At 50.5% G+C, this 21,348-nt stretch carries 20 protein-coding genes and 2 pseudogenes; 6 read left to right on the forward strand and 16 right to left on the reverse strand.

The genetic code is table 11. The features are described 5' to 3' along the window. Positions 1 to 106: 106 nt before the first annotated feature. The 14 genes from TU73_RS28310 to TU73_RS12935 form a co-directional block, all read right to left on the reverse strand. Positions 107 to 1,180, reverse strand: a complete 1,074-nt coding sequence (locus TU73_RS28310) for a fimbrial protein (RefSeq protein ID WP_082642603.1) — start codon at positions 1,178 to 1,180, stop codon at positions 107 to 109. Next, positions 1,180 to 1,698, reverse strand: a complete 519-nt coding sequence (locus TU73_RS12875) for a fimbrial protein (protein ID WP_057012533.1) — start codon at positions 1,696 to 1,698, stop codon at positions 1,180 to 1,182. The genes TU73_RS28310 and TU73_RS12875 overlap by 1 nt, the downstream gene beginning before the upstream one ends. Next, positions 1,698 to 4,334: a fimbria/pilus outer membrane usher protein gene (locus TU73_RS12880; RefSeq protein WP_057012534.1), complete on the reverse strand. Its 2,637-nt coding sequence runs from the start codon at positions 4,332 to 4,334 to the stop codon at positions 1,698 to 1,700. The genes TU73_RS12875 and TU73_RS12880 overlap by 1 nt, the downstream gene beginning before the upstream one ends. A 267-nt stretch (positions 4,335 to 4,601) precedes the next feature. Then, positions 4,602 to 5,291 carry a fimbria/pilus periplasmic chaperone gene (locus tag TU73_RS12885; RefSeq protein ID WP_197674127.1) on the reverse strand — a complete coding sequence of 230 codons (690 nt, stop codon included), beginning with the start codon at positions 5,289 to 5,291 and terminating at the stop codon, positions 4,602 to 4,604. A gap of 48 nt (positions 5,292 to 5,339) precedes the next feature. Then, a complete protein-coding gene (locus TU73_RS12890; RefSeq protein WP_167347565.1) occupies positions 5,340 to 5,786 on the reverse strand; it encodes a fimbrial protein in 447 nt (148 codons plus the stop codon). A 201-nt stretch (positions 5,787 to 5,987) separates the two neighbouring features. Next, a complete protein-coding gene (locus TU73_RS12895; RefSeq protein ID WP_057012537.1) occupies positions 5,988 to 6,590 on the reverse strand; it encodes a fimbrial protein in 603 nt (200 codons plus the stop codon). A gap of 381 nt (positions 6,591 to 6,971) precedes the next feature. Next, positions 6,972 to 7,445 (reverse strand): hypothetical protein, encoded by a 474-nt coding sequence (locus TU73_RS12900; RefSeq protein ID WP_057012538.1) that lies wholly within the window; start codon positions 7,443 to 7,445, stop codon positions 6,972 to 6,974. Continuing rightward, positions 7,442 to 8,323 carry a winged helix-turn-helix domain-containing protein gene (locus TU73_RS12905; protein ID WP_057012539.1) on the reverse strand — a complete coding sequence of 294 codons (882 nt, stop codon included), beginning with the start codon at positions 8,321 to 8,323 and terminating at the stop codon, positions 7,442 to 7,444. The genes TU73_RS12900 and TU73_RS12905 overlap by 4 nt, the downstream gene beginning before the upstream one ends. 129 nt (positions 8,324 to 8,452) lie before the next feature. Then, the gene (locus tag TU73_RS12910) at positions 8,453 to 9,535 is read right to left on the reverse strand and encodes a fimbrial protein (RefSeq protein ID WP_057012540.1); all 1,083 of its coding nucleotides are present in this window, start codon (positions 9,533 to 9,535) and stop codon (positions 8,453 to 8,455) included. A 26-nt stretch (positions 9,536 to 9,561) separates the two neighbouring features. Continuing rightward, positions 9,562 to 12,090: a fimbria/pilus outer membrane usher protein gene (locus tag TU73_RS12915; RefSeq protein ID WP_082642605.1), complete on the reverse strand. Its 2,529-nt coding sequence runs from the start codon at positions 12,088 to 12,090 to the stop codon at positions 9,562 to 9,564. Between the two features lie 35 nt (positions 12,091 to 12,125). After that, complete coding sequence (locus tag TU73_RS12920) at positions 12,126 to 12,869, reverse strand: fimbrial biogenesis chaperone (RefSeq protein ID WP_057012541.1); 744 nt, start codon at positions 12,867 to 12,869, stop codon at positions 12,126 to 12,128. An 82-nt stretch (positions 12,870 to 12,951) separates the two neighbouring features. After that, positions 12,952 to 13,497: a fimbrial protein gene (locus tag TU73_RS12925; RefSeq protein ID WP_057012542.1), complete on the reverse strand. Its 546-nt coding sequence runs from the start codon at positions 13,495 to 13,497 to the stop codon at positions 12,952 to 12,954. A gap of 226 nt (positions 13,498 to 13,723) precedes the next feature. After that, the gene (locus tag TU73_RS12930) at positions 13,724 to 14,248 is read right to left on the reverse strand and encodes a fimbrial protein (RefSeq protein WP_162276319.1); all 525 of its coding nucleotides are present in this window, start codon (positions 14,246 to 14,248) and stop codon (positions 13,724 to 13,726) included. Positions 14,249 to 14,465: 217 nt separating this feature from the next. Beyond that, positions 14,466 to 15,098: a response regulator transcription factor gene (locus TU73_RS12935; protein ID WP_057012544.1), complete on the reverse strand. Its 633-nt coding sequence runs from the start codon at positions 15,096 to 15,098 to the stop codon at positions 14,466 to 14,468. A gap of 272 nt (positions 15,099 to 15,370) precedes the next feature. Between TU73_RS12935 and TU73_RS29625 the strand changes: the two genes are divergently transcribed. Continuing rightward, positions 15,371 to 15,562, forward strand: coding sequence for a carbon storage regulator (locus TU73_RS29625; protein ID WP_162276318.1), 192 nt, complete (start codon positions 15,371 to 15,373; stop codon positions 15,560 to 15,562). A gap of 633 nt (positions 15,563 to 16,195) precedes the next feature. On the opposite strand, the gene TU73_RS12940 is transcribed toward TU73_RS29625, so the two are convergent. Next, positions 16,196 to 17,551, reverse strand: a complete 1,356-nt coding sequence (locus tag TU73_RS12940; RefSeq protein WP_057012545.1) for an MATE family efflux transporter — start codon at positions 17,549 to 17,551, stop codon at positions 16,196 to 16,198. Between the two features lie 505 nt (positions 17,552 to 18,056). Between TU73_RS12940 and TU73_RS28965 the strand changes: the two genes are divergently transcribed. From TU73_RS28965 to TU73_RS28320, 4 genes are all read left to right on the forward strand, one after another. Next, positions 18,057 to 18,545, forward strand: coding sequence for a hypothetical protein (locus TU73_RS28965; RefSeq protein WP_156421223.1), 489 nt, complete (start codon positions 18,057 to 18,059; stop codon positions 18,543 to 18,545). 43 nt (positions 18,546 to 18,588) lie between these two features. Next, positions 18,589 to 19,419, forward strand: a complete 831-nt coding sequence (locus tag TU73_RS12945) for an MBL fold metallo-hydrolase (protein ID WP_197674126.1) — start codon at positions 18,589 to 18,591, stop codon at positions 19,417 to 19,419. A gap of 105 nt (positions 19,420 to 19,524) precedes the next feature. Next, positions 19,525 to 19,902: an SGNH/GDSL hydrolase family protein gene (locus TU73_RS12950; protein WP_057012546.1), complete on the forward strand. Its 378-nt coding sequence runs from the start codon at positions 19,525 to 19,527 to the stop codon at positions 19,900 to 19,902. A gap of 431 nt (positions 19,903 to 20,333) precedes the next feature. Further along, complete coding sequence (locus tag TU73_RS28320; protein WP_082642607.1) at positions 20,334 to 20,510, forward strand: DUF3606 domain-containing protein; 177 nt, start codon at positions 20,334 to 20,336, stop codon at positions 20,508 to 20,510. Positions 20,511 to 20,559: 49 nt separating this feature from the next. Here TU73_RS28320 and TU73_RS29340 read toward each other — a convergent pair. Further along, positions 20,560 to 20,695 (reverse strand): annotated as a pseudogene (locus tag TU73_RS29340) (ADP-ribosylglycohydrolase family protein); the annotation flags it as partial. Here TU73_RS29340 and TU73_RS12955 point away from each other — a divergent pair. Continuing rightward, positions 20,696 to 20,923, forward strand: a pseudogene (locus tag TU73_RS12955) (hypothetical protein); the annotation flags it as partial. Between the last annotated feature and the right edge of the window lie 425 nt (positions 20,924 to 21,348).

The raw sequence follows: 21,348 nt of genomic DNA on the forward strand, positions 1-21,348 counted from the left end.
TCAGATCGAATGCTAACTAGGGTGACGAGCGATGAATTCGCAATTATTCACCACTCATCGAGTGAGGTTTCGCGCTTGGCGTGTTGCGCAAACAGTCGGCGATTAACTAGTCATAGGCAAACGTTATGCTCGCGACAGCATTTGCCTCCCCTGGTGTAACAACAGATTCCGTCTGAATGTACTGCGCCATTAAGGTAAACGAAAAATTATTGCTGTCTGTAGACGACTTGATACGCCATTGGCCTGGCCCACCGCCAACTACACTTGAGCTCGGCCCATACTGAACTATTCCGCCATCATCTTTGATAAATTGCACACCAATGCCTGAAGCCTTATTGGGTACATCTGTCAGCGTGAGCGTTGTTTTATCGCTCCCAGGGTCATTTTGATCCGTCATCATCGCGTGTACGCCGAGTCCATCGTCACACACAAGATTGATTGTTGTGGCTGAATGCGCAGTGACCGTAGCCCCTACCCCATTAAATTGATCGAGCGGTATAACCCCCATATAAATATTCGGTGGAAAACTTGCTACACAACCCAACTTCTCATACGTAAGGGTAAAACCGTCAAGCGTAACAGCGCCTGTATCATTACATCCCCCTGCGCCGCACATGACAGCAGTGGCAATCTCTTGGGGCGAAACTGATACGTCGCTCTGAATAAAATCTGAACTTAACGCAATGAATTTTATATTATAGTCATACTCTAAACCTGACGCGAGGATGCCTCCATTCCTGAACGATTGAAATTCATTTTGCCCAGCGGTGATTGCATAAGGACCGGTAGGATGCCAAATACAACCTATAGGAAACAAATAAAAGCAGTCACTGGATGCAATACGCAACACAAACCCAATATTGGGCGAGCTATTTAAGGCATATACCGTATAAGCGACACCGCCTTCAGAATAAGGTATCGCCGTCGGGCTAGCACGCATCGTTAAACCGAACTGTCCCCAGGGGCCCGTCACGCCAACAGTTCTGTATGGCGTATTGATCCAGCCGGTTAACGCTTCGCCAACAATAGAGTTGGTCAGGGCTGGTTTTTTTATTAAAATATTTTGAGCTGATACAGATGAAGGCCTACCGTTATTAATAGCAGCTTCAACTCGGTCAATCATGCTTAACGACAGAATCGAGACTATAAGCATTACGCATGTGCTTATTGCAGCTCTCATTATTGATACTCCAATACAAAATTCGCCGTCGCGTTAGCTGCCCCGGTTGTTACAGGCCCCGTGGAACGGTATTGAGCCTGAAACTCTAGCTGGTTTGTGGCCAGCGCCGGATTAATTAGCCACTCAGAGTCCAATTGAACACCGAGAGGAATGAGCACACCGTTCATATCCAGGAATTCAACTCCAACCCCTGTGGCAAAACCGCCTTCTTGCTTGACCGCAAGCAATTTTGGATTCACCAAATCAGCATCCCCTGTAAAAGTAACTTTCACGCCTTTCGCAGCAGGACCACAACTTTCAAGATCAATGACAAATTTACGTTTCGCCCAAGGTATGTTTTCCGAGTAAAACTGTTTAGTCGATACATTGCCAAAATCCACAGTCATGTTTTGTGAATTTATTGATACGCGGCAACCGTTATCTGCAACTGCGCCATACACATAAATCAAGGCGTCATAGGCGGCTGCGTTGTGATAGAAAAACATGCCCACAATTGCAAAACAATAGCGCCAGTTCATTACAGACACTCCGCATCTAACTTGCTGATGTCCTTATATTCACTGCCTTCATCCAATTGATAGTCAACGGTACATTGCCCTTCCGGACCGTCACTCCAGCGCACGTTTAACCGTCCTTCAAGAGCCAGCCCTGAGAGAAACACCTGACCGTTAGTACCTACGATATTGTCGTTTGAATGATCGAGTTGGGTCACGCTGGCCCCGAAGGGAACAGGTGCGCCCTTGTAAAAGATGTTCATTAATGCACGCACACCAATGCGCACATTAAACGTACTGCGTACAAGCGCACCTTGGGTCGGCACGACATAAGTAACGGGGTCATCAATTTCTATATTATTGGCTAAAGAGTTGGTATCCAGCGCGACACGATTTTGACGGTAATTCATGCCTGATGGAATAACCGCATAACCTTGTTTATTCGTTTTTATTCCCACGCTATTTGCGATTTTCACATCTCTGGCAAGTGGCGCTTTGACAAGTATATTGGTGTCTCCCAGCGGTTGGCTGAAGGTAACACCGTCAGCGTGCGCGACGACCCCTCCACTTAGCCCGTAATTAAGACGGCTGTTTTCTTTGCTGTAACTATACGCGGCTGAGGCATTGCCCGTGGGGCCACGATATATACCGTTTACGTTACTGCTGGCCGCGTGACTTTGATCGTTGTAACTCTGCTGCATGCCGTAACTGAAATTATTGTTTTCCAGGGCCGTGCCCGATACGCCTGCGTTGTAACGTGTGTGGCCTTCATCGTTGACTGTCTGACCATAGGTAGCGTACATGCCGCGGGATCTGCTGTTTCTTTTACCAGACCAAGCGCCATCCCCCAGTGGCATGGATATGTTCAAGGCAACGATCCGGTCCGGCTTATCAATCCATGCACCATTGTTGTAGTTATAGGACAACGAGTAGTTAACACCTTTTATAGTATTCTGATAACCCGCTTGCAAAAGATCAGTGACTTCTTTGGTATTCCAGAATGTTTGCCGGTTGCCACCGACGTACAGTGAACCCATACCGCCCAACGGCTGGCTGATATTTAACTGAGCGCTACTGCGCTTTGGATAGTTCAGGTTGAAACGATCAGCAAAATCAGGTTTTTGATAAATCTCGCCATCCTGAGCAATAACGGTCGGGTTTCTTTCCATCATCTTACTGGCCGTGTCAGTAAAATTGTAAAAACCGCGAGTCGAGTATTGATAGCCGGCCAACTTAAAGTTCGTGCCGGAAATGGCCAATGTTTTTGCATATAACATGCGCAGCGAATACCCGGTATGTTCGCTGTGATCAGGTAATGTGCTGTTGGCCGCAGTCACGTCAAACGATACTGCGCCCCAGTGCCCTAGATTTTGCCCTACCCCCAAGGAGTACGACTGATATTTTTCAGCATTTTGCAGACCGCCGTAAAGCGTCAACCCAGCGGGCAACCCCCAAGCAAGCGTGCCTTGAACGATGCTAGGGCTTTCCTGATAACTGTTACCGCGCAATGTGCCGACAACCACGTCATATTTCAGCTGACTTTCGCGCTGCATGATAGGCAACGAAGCAAAAGGGACGCTGTACTCATTCACCCTGCCGTCTGCTTCAGTGACACTGACTTGCAAATCACCATTCGTTGAACTTGGATATAGATCATTGATGGTGAATGGCCCAGCTGCCACATAGGTTTGATATATCACGTTGCCGCTTTGACGGATGGTAACTTCGGCGTTACTGCCGGCAATGCCCCGAACCACCGGAGCAAAACCTCTTTCACTGTCCGCGAGCATACTGTCATCTGAAAACAGTCGCACCCCATCAAAACCAAAGTTGTTAAAAACAGTTGTAGACGTGGTCGCCTGCCCCAGTACCAGACTGCCTTTTATTCCCGGTAGAGCACGCTGTACATAGCTATTAAGCGTAGTCCAGTTAACGCCGCCTCCCGAGTTATAACGATTGCCCTCACTGACCGTCGAATTATTCCTCAGGCGCCAGGCCCCCACATTAAGTCCAGTATTAAGATTCAAAAAATAACTGTCTTTGCCCGTGGTATTGGAGTCACGGGTATGGGCTCCGGTGAAATTATAATTCACCAAAAGAGCGTTGACCCCGTTATCCCATTCATCAACAGGTACTAAGCCTCTGGCTTGAAATGTCAACATCGCCTGAGGCACGCTTAAATCTAACCTTAACTGTTCTAAATTCAACGTGCTTTGCGCTTGGGATATCAACGTTTCTAGTTGAATACAGGTGCCTGGAGCCACGCTATCGAGTCCCACTACAGCCGCAGGATTGATCTTAAAGTCAATAATTTCTTGCTGTGTAAAGCATGCCGCAAGCGCTGTAGCGCCTTCATTTATCTGAGTACTAGGTTCAAACAATACATCGCGTGTATTGATAAACACACCATTCAGATAGACATCAACACGGTAAGTCCCGGGTAGCACCGCATCTACCTTTTCAAAGCGCGACAAGTCGGCCACTTTTGATTTGGTATCCGTCAAGAAAGCAGGATCAAAATATTGACCACCCTGGGCCAAGCCACCATAGATCACAAGCATCAAACAGGCATACGCCTTGGCATAACCAAAAGACAATCGGTTAACTCGGTCACTACAAAGGGGCAGCCCGACCTTAACGAAACAGGGAACATATCGCATTTTTTACTCCATGTTTAATACGACCTTCACAACGCTTTACTGTCTTGAAGCAATCACCCCTCAAGCACCTGCTCCATCGGGCTCACGTTGTTCAATACCCGCCTAACGCAGTAACTAACATTTAAAATGCAGCACTTTGCCATCGCGTACGGTACACAGCAGCCGTTGGGTATGAGTGACCGCACGTCAGTTGTTTGCCAAGTGATTTTGGCGATATTAGATATAAAATATCAGCACTTCGATATTGCATCAGAGGCCGTTGTGCTCTTACTTGACTTTAACAATCCCACCGTAATCACTGATAAATGAATAGCTAATTTCTCCAGCCGCCTTCATCGGGATGTCAACCTTAACTTCAGAGTAGGGCCCGACCATCGTATTCTCAAGCTGCTGAGTACCTACCTTTAGCTGGACAAGGTTAACAAAGTAAGGAGAAGGATTATTAATTAGCACATGTTCACCCACGCGGTTAACTTTCATATCCAACGCAGCATCACGCGAATCCCCCGTTAACCCCTCGGGCCGGTAAAACATCTTTATTCGACTCACCACGGCTAATCGAAGTTGGTTTTTCCCTTCAGTTGCTTCTTTATCTGTGGAAGGGATAGCTTTAACATTGACCCAAAATAGTGTTTCACGATCTTCTGACAGGGGGGGGCCGCCGTATACTAGGCGCAAGGTGTTTTCGGATTGTTTTTTGATCACAAAAAGTGGGGGGGTAATCGCAAAATCTTGAGTGACCAATCCCTCAGCGCTCTCTACCCAGGATTGCAACAGGAAAACGTTTTTTTTATCGGTATTGGTTACTGCTAAAGCAGCCTGCTTAGTCTCGGCGGGATAAATAATTCGCGTCGCGCCAAGGCCGACTCCGCCAGCATGGGAGGCGCTGGAGAGTAGAGACATAAGTATCGCGGCGCATAGCGATATTTTTTTTCTAGAGGGATAGAAAATATCCAAAATCTGCTCCATATAAAACGTTAAATAACATGCTCTGTTCAATCCAAATCACTGATAGGTCAGCGTAAAATTTGCCCACGCATCAGCGATCCCTGGAATTGGGTGTTGTTCTGCAAGCCTATATTTGGCGAAAAAATGTAACGTATTCACTCCTTTGTTCAAAGGCGTGAAATTGACAGGCAAGGTATTGATAGGTAAAAACTTGTTATCCGCATCAAACAGCGCCACACCAATACCTTGAGCTGCATTAGGCCCTGGGGAAACAGCCAAGACCTCAGCATCATGCTCATTCGCAACACCCACAAAACTGACGCCTATGGAATCACGAATATTTCTGACGCAATCCTCTAGCTGGATGGAAAAAGCCACTGGCTGAGCATCACTACCCACTCCCAAAAACTGGTTACTCCTCACCTCACCCATTTGTACTACTTTGTCGGTATTGCTCGTACTGACCAAACAACCACTATTAATTACGGCGCCTACCACCGTCACCCTGCCTCCAGGAACTGATACAACAGTGGTGCCCTTGGCGGCATTCGCTATTGAGTGTGCGGACATGTTGAGAAAAACAACCAACAGTACGGCCCACTTCGAGAGTCTGCAAACACTCAAATACCACACTCCTTATATCAATAAGAGCTGCTAGATTATAAAATGCCCAACTAGGCATTTTATAATTTGACGACGACTCTATTAATAGTAATCGACATTAAAATTTACAGTCGCTGTCACATCACCGACTGTAATTTGATCTGAAGGAAGTACCGACACATAGCCCGCGCTGAAAATAAATTCATTCTCACCAGGTTGCAAAGTAATGGCCTGGGTTCTAGTCAAGCCATCCACTTTAACGGGTAAGTTACTCAAATCGAAAATTTGCAACGCAACACCTGAGGAGGCTTGAGCGCCAAGCCCAGCGACAATCATTGTCCCCGCATCCGGCAGAGAAGACGATAAAGCATCAGGGTCGGCTACCGCTGAAAAACGTACAGCAGCGTTCGATGAAACATCCGGATTGCACCCACCTAACTTAATCTTGAAGGGCAATCTGGCTTTAGATGCGACACCGGCGGGCTTCACGGCAGCGGTAGGATCATCGCCGGTGAACTGGGCGATTCGAATTTCATTGAAGTCAACAACCAAATTTGCCGACTCTGATTCCACCGCACAGGCAGTATCAACCAAATAGCCAGTAAACTTAATCTCGCCGCCTGTGGAACTTGTCATGGCAGCACTGACTAAGCCATAAGGCGCTGCCAAGACAAAACCACAAAGAGCCAATATTTTGTTGTTCATGATGTAAATTCCATTTCAATTGATTTATTTAGCTACAGTAGTTGCACGGTCACTTAAAGCGCGGTCAACGCGACTAAACGCAGTTCAACGCCATCACGCTCGGTGACGGTTGCGCAAACACATGGCGCTGTTGGTTCAACACACCCTTTGACACCACAAAAATTTGTCACCAATCGTAATGCCCCGCAAATCAATCACCGTGATTTCATAACTATTCACCCAAAGATGTCTTATTCCACGACCTCCCAATGCGCGGACACGCAAATGCCTCCAGGTTCCTCTAGGCATGGGCAGATAAATTCTAATTAATGTTTTTCATCTACAGGCGCCCAGGACGGGCGCCTGCGTAACATCAGAAAAGGCCTGACGGTATGGGTCGACTCAGCGCTCAATACCAAAGCAGCGTATAGCCTCTAACTCCTTGATATAAAAACACTCACTTTTGGAGCGGGTCGTTAACTTATAAAGGCTTAACCTGGAAAAGACGTTCGAGTAATACGCGTAATTGAAAGCAATGTCGCGATCGATGCTCAGGTTGTGCTTAAGCCATTCATTGTCTCGCTCTTGGCTAATCACGAATCTGGCGTTGCCAAACAAGCTGCTTTCCTGGGTCAATGCAAAATCTTGACTGTTTTTATTGACCTCTTCAAAGTCATGCAGTTTGTAGCCATGAGACTGTAAGCGCAGTCGTGTGTCATAGACGTCGCCATTACTCATGATGATCCCGCCAGAGGCGAAAAAAGTCCCTTTAAATATCTGCCTGCTTGACTGGGCAGAATAGGCGATGTGCAAAACCACCAACGCAATCACTGCCACCGTTAAGGCAATGGTATAGCGAATATTAAGAGGCTTCAATTGACGCACCTCTGTAATTGCTCGTCCGTCAGTTGCGATACCTTTGATTTATGGACGGTCAAAAACTGCACGGTCTTTCCTTGGTCAATGCACACTATTTCATAAAAGCCGTGCATTTTATTAAAGAGGACAGTTTCCGGTTTTTTAACATACGCGGCTAAACGATCACGCAACGGTTGCAAATCCTGGCGCAGCTTGGTCAGTTCTTCTGGGCTCTCCGATATGTATTCAACATTCAAGTCACCCGTCGATTCAGTGTCACGGTACATCCCTTGCTGTAGCCAAAGCCCCCAGTCAACACGCCAGACCAGACTGATGGTCAACGCCACGACTAACGTTGCGAGCACATAATTGGTGTAGCCGGACAGGGCTTTTAATGAATAACCCACTTTTGATGCGCCACCCAATACTGGCGCAGCGCTAACACTTGCAATACTTGCCGCTATTTCTGGGATAACGATTTTTTCTGTGGTGACAAACGGAACCTCCGTTTCGCTCAAAAAAACGGAGTTGAAGCGATAACCACGACGAGGAACGGTCTGAATGATGGTGCGTTGCTCATCGTCACCCAGCACCTCGCGAATATTGGAGATTGCTTGATTAAGACTGTTTTGCCCGACCACCCTGCCCGGCCATCCAAAGGCGAACATCTCATCACGATCGACGATCAGGTCCGCCCGGGAAATCAACAATTCAAGGAGCCTGCTTGAGCTGTAGCTCAACTCCAGTCGGGTGATAGTGCGTCCATCACTTACCAGCAAAAGATGCTGGCTGGGGGTAAATTGCGCATAGCGCGAAGTGTCATGAAGTTTGAGTGTCACCTGCTGATGCCCCACCGACGGTGGAGTATTGCTACCAGCGCTTTCAATGGGTTGCATTACCGTTATTACCCCGCACCCGCCTACGACATCCTGGATAGATTGCGAATACACCTAAGCAACCGGCGGCACGCTTAATGAGCGAGAGTATAGACACATTCATACGGGCCTGACGCCCGATATTTCTGACTACTGGTAGTTGATCGTAAAGGTCACGGTGGCATTCGCCGGGCCGCTTTGCGCCACTGCGTTGGCTTGCTTGATGTAACGCGCCTTGAGACGGATAAGATAACTCCCTCCTTCGTTCGACTGCAGTGAGAGACCACTGTCAAGCAAGGCGGACAGCTTGATCGGTTGAGCGCTCTCTTGAGCGATTTGCACGCCAATGCCTTGCGCAGCTTTCACTGCACCCTGCAGGCCAGGCGTGAGACTCAAGATCCCCTCTTCATTGGATACGGCCGGTTGGGTGGGATCGATTCTGAACGTCACTTTGTTGGGGTTTAACACCACACCCGGTTCACCACCCACCGCACCCGCAGAGTAATAGCCGTGAAACCCGGGACACTGATTGAGTGCGATGCCAAAGTCCTGCCACGGGGTGTAGCCGAGATGCTCAAACTCACTGATTGGATGCCTTCCCAGATTGACCTGAACATGGGGCGTCCGGCAGGTCTGTGACGCGACTCTGAGCAGGCCAGAGAGTCGTACTTTACGCACCGGTAGCTGCTGCCCTCGGATGTCATAGCTGATAAGCACAGTGGGCAATGTTGCACTGGAAATAGCTCCCGCCTCTACGTTGGCGCTGACTTTTATAAACGACAGAGTGAATTTATCCAGACCCTGATTGCGCAAAACACACCCTTCCGATCCAGGGCAGTTGGGGCTCCTTGTGATGGATGGAAAGGGGCGATTATCCGCGTCCAGAATTTGCACGCCGATACCTGCAAGATTGGTCGGGTAAACGCTGCCCCCCGCGCGCGTTTGATAGCCGGGAATCGCTGCAGAGGGGGTCTCCACGCTACGCCTGACACTGATGTCATCTACCCCCGGGGCGCAGCGAATCGCAGGATTGCCTGCAAGATTGAACACTTGCCGGTAGACCTCGGTTCCCACTGCAATGTCACGCCCAACGGTAATCTGAACGGCACGCAACGCCAGGGTCGATTGGATCAACCCGCCTCTCTCCACCAACTCACAAGAGGCCATGGCGGTACCAGACGCCAGTGCAACGACCCATGCCAATGCATATCGAATACCGATAGGGATGAACATGTTCCCTCTCCTCAGGCCAGAACGGATTAGTGTTGGATGGGTGTACATACGCCGCCTTGTGACTGTAAACCTTGCCCTTTTTCGTCTGGCGCCGGGAGCATCAGCAGGCACTGCTGACTGGCCTCCCGCCCCCAACTGACCCGTACCTGATCCACGCCTTCTGGCACCCGCGCGTAGAGCTGCCCTCCCTGGCCAACCATGCCCAATGGCTGTCCAGCAGAAAGGCTCACGCTCGCACCGAAAGGCAGAGGGCTGCCATCGACCAAATGCACGTTAAGTAACAGCGCCCTGCCAGTGTTGGTCGCGAAATCAACCGCCAACACGGCGCCAGCGGTTGGCGCAACTTTGCGGCTGGACTCAGCCAAATCAACCCCACTGGATGCACCGCGAGGGTCGATGCCCACTTCGTTGAGTTCATAAGGACGCAGGTAAGGCACCACCGCATTACCCTGCCCATCCAGCCTGACTCCCGGGTAGCCCAGGACTTCTGCACCCTGCGCCCCAGTTGCACTGACCACCGCGATGGTGTCGCTACGAAACGGGCTGAGCGTAATCCCCTTCGGGTGGGCTACCAGACTGCCACCCATGCTCAGCCCCAGAGCGGCGTAACCGTCGCCCTGACTCAACGATCCGCTCATAGCAGTTTTTGTCCCTTGGTACTGGCCATTCCATGAAGTACCTGTCGCACCGCTTGCACCGTCACGTTGGACGCCCACACTGTAACTGTATTGATTATTCTCTCCGGCACTGCTGCTCAGGTATAAGTCTTCGCTGAGTTTGCCTTGTGCATCGCGCCCCAGGCGCGCCGACAACTGGGAATAACCGCGCCTTGCGCCGAACTCCAAGGGGAAATTGACAGTCAGCAGGTAGCTGGTGTCCATCGACCCCAATGCCAGGCGGCTACGGTTGGCATTTAGACTAAGGCCCACACGTCCCACCTGGGTGCTGTAGCTGAGCTGATACTGCAAGTCATTCCCGGCAGCGTTCCAGTAGCGCTGGGAAGACGCACTGACACCCAGCTGTCCCCAGTCTCCAACACGCTGATTGGCGCTCAGAATTACGCGATTGCTCACAAGCGAAAGTACAGAGCCACCGGATAGAGCACTCTGTTGAAGCTCCAGGCGCTGCGCGGCATCGTTGAGGTCCCGTGCGCCCGTCGCCGAGTACCAATAAGACGCCGCAGTGAAGTAGCTACCGGTGGCGAGCACATTTTTGCTGTACAGCAAGCGCAGGGTCCTGCCGTCCTCTGTACCTCCGGAAAACCGGGTTTTTGAGTGCGTGAGGTCTACCGCCAGTGCCCCCACTGGCGTATTCATGGCTACCCCAGCCAACAATGCATTGTACGAGTCGCTGGCTTGTACGCCGCCTTCGCCCGTAAAAAGGTTGTTCAGGCCATGTTGAAAGGTGGCCTGGACGAAGCTGGGCGGATGATCAAGGTACTGGTTACGCAATTGCCCCGCCGTCAGGCTGTAACGCGAAACGCCGGGGCGCAGCAACTGGCTGACCGACGCGTAAGGTACGGTAAAGCGTTGCTCGCTGCCGTCTGCTTCAATGACGGTTACGCTCAGATCACTGCCATATCCACTGGCGTAAAGATCATCGATCACAAACGCGCCAGGCGCCACCAGGGTCTCCAGCAAAACGTTGCCTCCCTGGCGCACGACTACGCGGGCGCTGGTGCGGGCAATACCGCGAATCACTGGCGCATACCCGCGCAACGATTGCGGCAGCATTCGATCGTCCGTGGCTATTTGCGCTCCTCGATAGATCACACTGTCAAATATCTCGCCCGTGGTGTTGGCTTCGCCCAGGGTTAGTTGGCTTTTAAGTGCCACCAAGTCACGTTGCAGATAAGTGCTCAGGTCCTGATACATTGACCCGCTCGTGGGCTGCCAACTTACCGAGCCGTTATGGCGGGCACGCCAATTGCCAAGGTTCAATCCGGCATCAAAGTTGAGGTAAGCCGAGTCGTCGGCGTCGCCCTTGAGGTTGCGAGTGGCGTTGAGGCTATAGCCAAACGTCGCCGCGGTCGCGCCACGACTCCACAAATCAGGGTTAACGTACCCTCTGGCGTCACGGCGCATCGCCACCTGAGGAACATAAACACGTAAGGCCAAGGCCTGCGAGTCGAATGCCACGCTGCTGCCGTTGACGGTATCCGGCAATACCAGGCACGTTGGGTGGTCTGATAAGGCTCCACCTAGCGCGTGCGAATCGACCCCCAATTCATCCAGCAGCACCGGCGTGAAACAGGGCACTACATCACTCCCCAGCGCGGAAAAAAGGATGCTTTTTCGGCCGATGGCCTGATCGTTGACGAACACGTCCACCCGGTACGCTCCCGGTAAAACGACACTTCCCTTTTCAAACGGCGTCAGATCCAAATGCTCCGACCCCTCAGGCAGGAACGCACTGTTAAAACGTACTTCAGCTGCCTGGGCCCCCTGCAAAGGCTGCATGACCGCCGTGAACATCCAGACAACGATTGGCCTGGACAAACGTGAGGCACACAGATACCGAGCTAATTCGGCCCAGGAATAAAAAAGGATCTTCATGGATTACTCGTCTGCGCTATACGCGCCAATAGCGTCTAAGGCGCCAGTGGCCGTTTGATCACCACATCCGCGCCATAATCATTGATAGCGCTGAGTTCCACTTGGGCCTGAGGCCCTGGCAAATGCTTGAGCGCAGGCAAGACAAAAGCTTGGGTAGCCCCTGGCGCAATCATTTCGCTGCCACCCGCAAAGCGTTGCTCACCGTCCACCAACACCACGCCGGTCACGGTTATATGAAAACCAGTCGGGTTATGCCCAACCAATGCAATACCACCTGCCTGGCGAGCAACCCGCCATTGAACTCGCTCAATGGCGTCCGACGCATCACCCGCTAGCGTTTGGGGCCGGTAGAAAATCTTGATTCGCGAACGGAAGGCCATCTGCAATATGTTGACCGGTGTACCGGTCTCTGGGGGGGTGGCGGGAACTTCAAGCAAGTTGAAGTAATAAACCGACTCTTTATCCTCGGGCACGCTCGCGCCGGTAAACATCATCCTCACGCTCTGACCTTTATTGGGGTCCATACGAAAAACAGGAGGGGATAACACAAAAGGCGCCGTTGAATGAGTTGGACTTGACGCCGGGTCGCCGCTGTCAACCCAGGTTTGCACTAATACCGGCAACTCACCGTTATTTTTCAGCGTCACGGTAATTTCTGTTTCGTGTGCGGGGTAGATCAGACGCGTGCCGCTAATCACAACACTGGCCGTTGCTTGGCAACAGGCCATTAACGTCATTGCTGCCACTACACCTTGGCGTATCAACGTGAAGTAAGCCATAAAGTCCCTTGTCTGGCTGCCCAGCTCCCCCCGCTGTTGTCTTGATGGGCAAAGATAACGAGAGAAGCCAGGACGCTGTTGCTTATTGGTAGTTAATGGAATACATCACGGCACCCGCGAACTTACCCGCTGTTGGCGCTGGATTGGTCGTCACATATTGAACGGTATAGGCCATTGAGGCATTGCCATTTGCAATTGGCGTGAGGCTCGAGGTCAGCTGATTGGAGCTGCCAATGGTCACAGGGAAATTGCCGGAATCGTTGATTTGCAGCGCGATACCCGTCGCAGCAACACCGCTAGGCGCAGTGTTAGCCACTGTACCATTCACAGTAATACCCGAGCCGCCTTGAAAAAATACAGATGCATTCGACGCCGTTCCTGTGCAAGCAGTCAGCGCAAAATTAAGTGCAGTGCTCCCTTTGGTCAGGCCCACTGCGTTCATCCCTGCGGTGGAGACCGTCGGCAAAATAACACTAGGTGACGAACCATTGTTATTAACATTAATGGTGCACGTTTCAGCAGTAATTGCACCCGTAAAATTGATAGTGCCGTCACTGGCAGCGGCATTAGCGAACTGAACAGACGATGCAACCATCAACAATGATACAGCGATTATTTGACGTTTCATTTTAAGAACTTCCTTGGTTAAACTTAAAAATCAGATGCCACACAACATAAAGAGCCCTTCGCACTTCTTATTGCGCGGCACAATCAGTCAATCATGGTCTACGACATTCGAACAACTCAAAAAACAACATTCACACCTCAATTCACTACCCGATCAACGCCATCCTCCAACGCGTAGGGGCATAACCTCCATCTATTAAAACCACTTCAAGTTACTACCTACTTCTTCATTGGTAGCTGATTGAATAAGTTACGTTCGTGAAAAATTTTCCGGAACCTACCGCGTCGCTATTAACGACATACTGAGCGGTGTATCCCATCAGACCGCCAAAGGTGGTGGCTGGCTGATTTAACTGAGAGGGGTCTCCTATCAAAATGGGATTCATCGAAGCATCATATAACTGTAGCGCGACGCCCGTGGCCCCATGGAAAGTGATGGCGTTTCCCAGTGTGCCGTCCGAATTGACATGCGGCCCACCTTGGAAAAATACCTTCGCCTTAGTAGCAGTACTTCCCGAACAGCTTGTCAGTTTAAACGTAAAATCAGTACCACCCTTGGTGCTGCCTTCTGCGACCATACCCGTCCGACTCACCTTGGGTAGCGCTATGTTTGATGTACTACCCATCTCATTGTTGACAGAAATGGTGCATGTCTCCGTCACCAAACCACCATCAAACAGAATTTGGCCATCACCTGCAACCGCTACAGCAGCGAGGGCAGGCTGGGCAGACATTACGAGCAGCGATACCATGCCGCCCGTCACTGCCCATGCCTTGCATCTATACATCATTATTCATTCACTCCTCTACTAACGGTGGAGTTTTGCCAAATCATATAGCCACCTCCGTTAAAGCAACTCTAGTCTCAATTCGGCGCGTCACAAATCAAGAATAATGATTCACAGGTTTTCACACATAAATCCATCCTGATGGTCTACCAGACTTTGAGCATGGAGGAGCGCCAGGCGATCAAAGCAACTTATTGCGAACTGCTAACGCACTTAACTGCGCCATTGACTGCAGCTGTATTTTTTCGAAAATATTGGTTTTATAAACACTGATAGAGCGACTACCAATTTTCATTTCCTCAGCAATCTTTTGATTGGTCAATCCTGCAGCCAGGCGCTGAAACACCATCAGCTCGCGATCCGTCAGCGTTGCAATTAAACCCGCATCACTATCAAAAGATCGCTCCCGGGTCTTTATGGGGGAATGAATAAAGTCGAAATAACCGTAACCCGAACGTATTGCTCGAAGAATGAACGCGACTCCCCGCATATCACCACACACTCTTAGCAGTACGCTTGCCCCGGCTCGCCTGTAGCGCGCTGAAAAATGGGAGGGATTTTGTTCTGTCAGGACAATTATTTTCAATCCCCGGTCCTCCTCACGCATTTGCCTGATCAGGTGGATGCCCTCGATATCGAACGCAGGAATATCCAGCACTGCAATTTCAGGGCGTTTAATTCGTGCTACTTCAACAACCTTCACTGCGCACGGCGTATTAATCAATACACCAACAGACGCTTGCTCCAAAACACCGGCTATCCTATCTCTCCTTTGAGAGTGCCCGCTCAGTGCAACAGCTGTTATTTTTCCCATCGTTCATTCCGCCTGTCACAGACGCTTGCCTCTGATATCAGTCAAGCCAAGCCAACTATAGAAGTCTCACCAGAATAATCGAACACATGGGCACTCAAATCTAAAAAACTCTATTTTTAGCTAAATTATGTCAAAGGTGCCCGGCAACCTGACTCACGTTTTCCGGCATGCTCTCGATCGACAATTAAATTGGTTTTTCATTATTTTTGATTTAAATTTCAGCCCGTTCACGCAGAGCATGTACAGGCAACAACCATCACGGAGCAATGTACATGGAAATTATAAATTTGAATGTCGGTGATACCTGTCACTTGAGCTTTGAGACTACACTGCGAGTTCTAGCCACTCGAGGTAATAGTGTTCAGTTAGGGTTCGAGGCGCCGAAAGATGTGCATATTTATCGCTCAGAGCTCATATTCTCGCCAGATAAGCGACGGGACCAGACAGGTAACCGCCGTGGTTGACTGACCTGATAGCCCCCTGGTAAAGCTCGCCAGTCGTGACCTGATGGCGACCTGTTCACTCAGGGCCCCCTCAATACTCATGGATCGCCGCATTGCATTTACCGCTGTCGTCACCTCAGCATGCTCCTGGCAGGCACATGCGAACTCCAACCACCCACACGCCGTTGTCACTTTGTCTCCATTGATAACTCTGAAGCCCCCTTTATTCGATGTCCGTCAAGGTCGATGCCTCCCAAAAAGACTGCTGAGTCCAACGCTCCGACAGCATCAGGCAGCTCTATAAATTCAGCAGGCTGAAGGTTTGAACAGGCAAATATCCATGTCGGCATCGCGACGGCGAGCTTTCCCTTCCTGATGGGCAGTCGCAGTAGAACCAAAAATTTTGCAAGGCGGCCTGTTGTTAATTAATTCGTACGTGCGAATCGCACGAGCCAGCTCTCTCGCTGCACCAGATAGCCAAGCGTACCGGGTTGTTTTGCGTCCTCCTGAAAAACAGATCAGAAGGTGTAAACCTTATTCAGGACGGGACAAAACTTAAAAATAAATCTGTCATCTTTTTTGGTCGTCCCCTTTTTTAGTCCCGAATTTCAAGGTCTCAGCGTTCGAGGGACGACGCAGGTCGTTATCGAGTTGTTATCTATTTACACCAACAGGCCGTGAGAACTGCCGACGTAATAGCGTGACCACGCCCGTCGCGAGCACAATGGTCGACAGCGGCAATGCCAGTAATATTCCGGTAACTCCGAGCCAGGGCGCTAGTATCAGCAAAAACGGAATTTGAATGCACATATTTGCCAGCGTAATCATGGTCGCGCTTCTGCTGTCGCTGATCGCTTGATAATACGCCGCGGCGAGCACTAGGAATCCGTCCAGAAACAGCACAAACAAATGCAGGCGAACAGCGTCGATGGCTGCCACATCCAACGCAGGGTCTTCGTCGCTGATAAATATTCGCGTGCCAATGTGTGGGTAGATCAGAATCATCAGTACCAACACCACGCCCGTGCCCATCACCCAGCGCATGGCCAGAAAGAACACCTTACGGACTAAAGCCGGTTGCCCGGCACCATGAAAGTAGCTGACCAGAGGTTGCATGCCACTGGCCAAGCCTTCGGCCAGCAAATAATAAACCGTCATTAAATACCCGGTTATGGCATAGGCCGCCACGTTCACGGTACTGCCGTAATGCATCAACGCGGTGTTGTGCAATAACGCTGCGAAGCTGGCGTAAAGGTACATCAATAAACTGGAAAACCCATTAAGCAGAATCTGCCGACAGGATGCCGGCTGTAGACCGAACTCGCCCAGGGCCAGGCTTAACGGCAGGGAACTGTAACGGGTGAACAGAAACACCAAGCCGATCAGTGCCGAGAGCGACTCGCCGGTGACTGTCGCAATGGCCGCCCCCTGCAGACCCCAGCCCAACTCAACGATAAATACGTAGTCCAGCACTATATTAGTGAGTGCGCCTACGAGCATCATGATGGTGGCCAACATGGGAGCACCCAAGTTTCTGACCAGAATGGGCATGGCAATACTGGCCATTACCAACGGTGAGGACCAACCGATAATTTGCAAATAGCCACTGCCATGGCGCTGCACGTTGGCATTGGCGCCTTGCAAAGCAAGCAAGCTATCGCGCCCAGCGATAATCAACAGGCCAACGACAACGCCTAATAATGCCAACAGCCACAAGCCCTGTACGAGAAAGCCCTTGGCCCTTTGGAAGTGCCCTTCGCCCTGGGCGATTGAACAATGAGTGCCCGCCCCCGCACCAATCATAAGACCAACACCGGCCATCAGGCCGATCCAGGGCCACGCCATGTTAATAGCTGCCAGCCCTTCGGCGCCCACTACATGCCCAATAAAGATCCCGTCGACGATCTGATACAGACCACTGACCAACATTGCCATGACCGTGGGCAAGGCATAACGCCAATAGGCTGCGGCCACGTTATCAGGCGTAACAGCGTCTGAGCGCCTGTTCATATTGCTGACCTGAGCTGATTTGAGAGTAAGGAGTCCAGTCGCTTGCCATATGCATAGCCCAGTGTTGCTCTCGTTGAAAATAGATTCACCTCAAACTCAAACAACGTAAATGCGCAGCGCAAGTTACATCAATTTTTAGCGAAAAAAGGCTAAAAAGTCATTAATTCACAGTTTCTCACATATCTGGCCAGTGGCGCCATTTTCATACGCCGCGCCGAGATACTCTTCAAAGAAAATAGAGTCCACCATTTAAACCAAGCACAAGCACACCCATTCACCGTCAATAATAATTTTTCATGAGATTATAGAAAACAAATCAAAAACTCAGCCTACACTGCACATAGACCGAAGATTTTGCGGCTTCCGATTTATGTAGCACCCAACAACTTCCGAGAACTGTAGGGCAAAAACTTCCAACCCTCGCAGTTACTACGTTAGCTCTAAAAAATAGCAGATTCTAACGCCCTCGCCTTCGAAATCATAAATCAATGAGCAATCTATTCCTATGCCGCCACCCATCATCATTGTCAACATGGGGAAATCCGTTTCCCTGACCGGAGGGGACGCTGTCCTTTCCACCAGCGGGCTCTCTGACTGCTCTGCCTTGGCGATATTATCAAACTGGAACGGGCATACTTACCATAGGCGCACACTGATGCATTTAGTCGGCAGCAGCCTCGACAGCGGATTATGGGGTATAGATGTTTACTCAGTAATTTCACGACTTAAAATCTCACTAAGCGCTGGTGGAAAAATCATTCTTGTGGGCGGCCTCAGTTCGCAATCCAATTGCGGGCTAGCGTTGACGATCGGACAATCTACAAACTCGGACAGCATGCCATTAGCGGATCTTTTAAGAACAAAGAATGTGTCAATCGTCGTGGCCGGCGCGTCCTCAGTCTCAATAAGCCCCAACGGTGAGTTTGTTCTGCTCAACAACGGGCGAGGTGTACTAAACGAGGCCGAAGTAAAAGCTGTTTTTGATTCCATCTGACACAGACCAAAACAACGCAACAGTCTTCAGGAGCAAACATACTATGGATACTCAAGCCACATTGACCTGGCAGCATTTCCCTGCTGACTTACAGGGTTTTTTCCGGGCGCCTATTCTAATTTCCGGTGAGCGCGAGGCTATTCTGATTGACGGTGGCTTTACGCTTTCGGATGGGAAATTAATGGTTGAAGCCATTAAAAACAGCGGAAAGGTCCTGACAACGATTTATATCAGTCAAAGCGATCCCGATTACTACTTCAGCCTACAGCCCATCAAGGCTGCGTTCCCGGAGGCCAGAGTAATCGCTGCTTCGGCGACTATTGCCGCGATCAAGGACAGCGTCGGAAAGAAGCTGGCGACCTGGGGGCCTCAGCTCAAAGAGAACGGCCCGCAAACCTTGGCAGATGTGGTGATTCCTGAAGCCTTTGACGAGCCTGCCCTCAACCTGGAAGGCCATACCATTGAGGTCGTCAAGGCCAATGGTCTGGTCAATCGCAGCTATCTGTGGGTGCCATCGCTCAGCGCCATTTTCGGCGGCGTCCTTGTATTTTCTGGGGTTCACGTATGGACCGCTGATACCAAAAATCCTGGTGCCCGTGCGGCTTGGGTAAACAATCTCAACGCCATGATCGCACGCAAGCCTCAGGTAGTCGTCCCTGGCCACTTGACCCCCAATGCTCAGGTAAACGCCTCAGCAATCCACTATACCCGCGACTATCTACTCGCATTCGAGCATGAGCTTGCCAAGGCCGCCGACAGCGCGGCAGTGATAGAAGCCATGACCCAATTGTATCCCGATGCCGGTATGGGTATTGCGCTACAACTTGGGGCCAAGGTTGCCAAAGATGAAATGGAGTGGGGTTCAGAGCAATAACAAACCCAGGGCGACGATCCGCTATTTCACTTAGCGATGGGCTTTGGAGAAAGCACCTTTTCTCCCCTCCAGAAAAGCTAAGCTATTTTAAAATGGAGAAAAACAGTGAGCAAAAAAATTAATATACTTCTCGTCGGCTGGCATCCCAACGCAGTGGATTACAACAAATGGCCGGGGCTGACGCACGAGAAACTACAGGCCGCGCTGGACGCCGATAAAAACACGTTTGAAAGCCTCGGCTACGCGACTGAACTAGGCTTAATCCAAAGTGAACAGACCGCAGAAACGCTCCTTCTCAGTCTTCTTCAGGAGAAACCACGTGATTGCGTCCTGATCGGAGCAGGCGTTCGTACTGATGCAGCGTATCTAAGCCTCTTTGAACGCCTCATCAACACAGTTCATGAACATGCACCCAACGCAAAAATATGTTTCAACAGTGGGCCATTCGATTCGCTTGAGGCTGTGCAGCGGTGGGCTCCTTGAGCACAACCGCCAATATGCAACGCCACTGATTGGGAATCCGTTGTTGCACCAGGTGCTGCTCGTACCGTTTGGATAAAACCGCACCCGCTCATTGTCATTTCCCGCTTTCGATACGCGATTATTCTTCGTAGCCAAGGTCCAGCAATGCCATTCCGAATAGGATACTTTTAGAGATAGCACTCTCAAAAACGCCGCACAAAAAACAGGATTTTCAATCCTTTACCGTGTCGTTCGATTCCGGGTTCGACCATAGATATCAAGGGTTTGCCAGGGAACCTGGGCAGGCCCTTATCTTGTATGTTCCGCAATCATCTCCTCCGCGTTTTGTCATATCCAGCTCCCTCCTTAAATCTCAACCGAACTACCCACGCTTTCAAATGCTCTACCGAAAGACGCCTGAACATCTCCAGGCCAACCCGCAGGAGTGGACTATGTCTGACGATCTGAAAAACCGTGGCCCTCAAGACCGTGCCCGGGTGAACACTTCAGAAGCTTGGGAGTTGAAGTATTGGACGAAGGAGTTTGGCGTGACTGAGCAACAGCTCAAGGATGCGGTAAAAGCCGTTGGCCCGATGGTTACAGATGTGCGTAGGAAACTCGGCCAATAGCATCAAACTCGCCCTGCGCTTTTGCGGGGCGCGTTAATGATCGTCGCCCACAACACTCAAGCGCTTTTTTGAGCGGCGTGTGTCGTACGGGAGCTATCGGCTGAAAAGGCCTGGATCCGACTGCTGTCAGGAAAGTAGAAGAGCACGACAGAGGCGAGCCGCATGATTGAACCGTTGCCCGCTGAGAGTCGGTGGAGGTGGCGCCCGATGGCGTCTACCTCTGCGACCACCTGGAAGACGTGATCGAGCATTGCTACAGGAAACTGCGCGACGAGGCGAACCAAAGCCAGATGGTGGCTTCGGGCTGGATCGCCATTCCCGAGGCGGTATCGCTGGACGAGGCGCACGCCGCGCGGATATTCGAAGCCGTCGGCGCCTGGCGCCAGGTCAAGGTCGACCCATGCAACGCATAGCCCGTATCCAGCAACGCAAAGGTCAAACCTGGCTCGCACTTGCGACCAGCGTGATAGAACCGTCAGCTGAAACCGCCCCCCCTTAGGATAAAACAGAGCTTTCGAGTCAGAGCTTTATTTTGCCTTATAACTAATGGAACTCGAACTAATTCCGTAAAAAACCCAACAACCAATTCGCTATAACACACCCTTATAGCCGAATAACTGATCAGCCAAAATTACAATCTCAATTTAATATCAATTTGCCACCTTAAAAACTTGTGAACTCTAAATTCTAGAGCTAAGTTGAGTTCCGTTGGCAATCGCTAACAAAAACTCAGGATGAGGATACTGCAATGAGCGACTGCACTTGCAAAGAACATAAAAACTCAGATTCCAACGAACACGTACCCGATTATTCAACTGTCGGGTTCGGAGCAACTGCT

Source organism: Pseudomonas libanensis (genome assembly GCF_001439685.1).
Lineage (GTDB): Bacteria > Pseudomonadota > Gammaproteobacteria > Pseudomonadales > Pseudomonadaceae > Aquipseudomonas > Aquipseudomonas libanensis.

Excerpts from the sequence above, each read along its gene's own strand:
- TU73_RS28310 (WP_082642603.1), bottom strand. The coding sequence starts at position 1,180 with ATGAGAGCTGCAATAAGCACATGCGTAATGCTTATAGTCTCGATTCTG.
- TU73_RS12875 (WP_057012533.1), bottom strand. The coding sequence starts at position 1,698 with ATGAACTGGCGCTATTGTTTTGCAATTGTGGGCATGTTTTTCTATCAC.
- TU73_RS12880 (WP_057012534.1), bottom strand. The coding sequence starts at position 4,334 with ATGCGATATGTTCCCTGTTTCGTTAAGGTCGGGCTGCCCCTTTGTAGT.
- TU73_RS12895 (WP_057012537.1), bottom strand. The coding sequence starts at position 6,590 with ATGAACAACAAAATATTGGCTCTTTGTGGTTTTGTCTTGGCAGCGCCT.
- TU73_RS12905 (WP_057012539.1), bottom strand. The coding sequence starts at position 8,323 with ATGCAACCCATTGAAAGCGCTGGTAGCAATACTCCACCGTCGGTGGGG.
- TU73_RS12910 (WP_057012540.1), bottom strand. The coding sequence starts at position 9,535 with ATGTTCATCCCTATCGGTATTCGATATGCATTGGCATGGGTCGTTGCA.
- TU73_RS12915 (WP_082642605.1), bottom strand. The coding sequence starts at position 12,090 with ATGAAGATCCTTTTTTATTCCTGGGCCGAATTAGCTCGGTATCTGTGT.
- TU73_RS12920 (WP_057012541.1), bottom strand. The coding sequence starts at position 12,869 with ATGGCTTACTTCACGTTGATACGCCAAGGTGTAGTGGCAGCAATGACG.
- TU73_RS12925 (WP_057012542.1), bottom strand. The coding sequence starts at position 13,497 with ATGAAACGTCAAATAATCGCTGTATCATTGTTGATGGTTGCATCGTCT.
- TU73_RS12930 (WP_162276319.1), bottom strand. The coding sequence starts at position 14,248 with ATGGTATCGCTGCTCGTAATGTCTGCCCAGCCTGCCCTCGCTGCTGTA.
- TU73_RS12935 (WP_057012544.1), bottom strand. The coding sequence starts at position 15,098 with ATGGGAAAAATAACAGCTGTTGCACTGAGCGGGCACTCTCAAAGGAGA.
- TU73_RS29625 (WP_162276318.1), top strand. The coding sequence starts at position 15,371 with ATGGAAATTATAAATTTGAATGTCGGTGATACCTGTCACTTGAGCTTT.
- TU73_RS12940 (WP_057012545.1), bottom strand. The coding sequence starts at position 17,551 with ATGAACAGGCGCTCAGACGCTGTTACGCCTGATAACGTGGCCGCAGCC.
- TU73_RS28965 (WP_156421223.1), top strand. The coding sequence starts at position 18,057 with ATGCCGCCACCCATCATCATTGTCAACATGGGGAAATCCGTTTCCCTG.
- TU73_RS12945 (WP_197674126.1), top strand. The coding sequence starts at position 18,589 with ATGGATACTCAAGCCACATTGACCTGGCAGCATTTCCCTGCTGACTTA.
- TU73_RS28320 (WP_082642607.1), top strand. The coding sequence starts at position 20,334 with ATGTCTGACGATCTGAAAAACCGTGGCCCTCAAGACCGTGCCCGGGTG.